The 1333-nt window shown below is 42.3% G+C and carries 1 protein-coding gene; it reads right to left on the reverse strand.

What is annotated here, in order from left to right; translation table 11 throughout:
• Positions 1 to 1192: transposase (locus FCL48_RS24635; protein WP_136876747.1), on the reverse strand; the 1192-nt coding region annotated here is incomplete at its 3' end.
• Between the last annotated feature and the right edge of the window lie 141 nt (positions 1193 to 1333).

The raw sequence follows: 1333 nt of genomic DNA on the forward strand, positions 1-1333 counted from the left end.
CATCACAACACGCGAAGAAAAGCTCACCAAATGTCCGGTGGTCTGTCTCACGTCGACAATTGTAGGCAACAAACATGTAGCGCATGAAAACGATTGTTGTGTGAGCGATTAATGCATCAAAGTCACGACACTGGATTTCTTTAACCAGCTTCAGATGTTGTTTTGCCATTTTGAAGAACACTTCGATATCCCAACGTTTTCCATAGATTCGCACAATATCTGATTCCGAAAGAGCTATGTCAGTTGATAACAGAACAAGCCAATCCTTTTTGCGACGATCCCGTACAAACACCAGTTTTACAAGTTGTCCGTCCTTTATGGTTACCACAGCACTAGCCAGGATTTTTGCCTTCCCTCGGCGTTTCCGCAGTCGCTCGTAAATAGTCTTTACACAAAGAGGGTGTCCTTCAAACCCATAATGTACTTTTGAAGTTTTTTTCACCATGCAGATGACACTTATGTGTTTGCTGAGTAAGGCTATCGTTGCCGGCATGCCAAACCAGCTATCCATCAATAAATAGCGAGCCTGAATCCCAGCAGATAAGATACGTTGAAGCATCGGTTCCAGAAGTTCAGTGGATTTCATGGTCGCCTCAACACGCCTGCGATATGCACAACACCGCTTGTCGAGTTGCTTTTCACTCTCACAAAAGCGGTTACTTTTTTTAGCTGATGACAATAAAGCAAAGTCAAGAGGCAAGGAACTGACGCCATCAGACCAGCAGATAGTCAGCATGCGGAAACCTCTTACAAACCGCCCTGTCGTGTGATCTTTCACCCGACTGAGAAGCTCAACTTTTTTGGACCGGGATCGATCATAGGTACTGTCATCAATGATCAATACCGATTCCCGCTCTTCGTCAGTTAAGCGGTTGAAGAATGAATGTAGTTTAACCCCAAGATGAAGCAATAAACGTCGCCAGTTGTAGGTTGTGCCTTTGAGAATCTCATAAACTGCATCCTTACCAACTGCACACTCTTCGTTAATTACTATTCCACGGTAGAGGTTCATGCCGACGAACGGTAATAGGAAAATGGCTTCTATTAGAAATCGAGGTCCAAAACCATGGCGCTTACGAACTCCACATTGATACAATAATTTACCTATGGCAAAGGTGTCGAAGAAGGTGCTAACTTTACCCTGGATTTGGATGTTCTCTTGAATTTCTGAATCGAGTCGGATATCTTCCATTTGAGCCCTTTCTTTTTGATTTTATTATGAATTGTGGTGATTCCATTATAATTCAAAGGTTAGGGCTCTTCAATGTTTTATATCATAATATCATGCATTTACTGATAATTTTCACCTATTTATTCAATCCCGAAAGTTGAG

It is taken from the genome of Desulforhopalus sp. IMCC35007 (assembly GCF_005116575.1).
Lineage (GTDB): Bacteria > Desulfobacterota > Desulfobulbia > Desulfobulbales > Desulfocapsaceae > Desulforhopalus_A.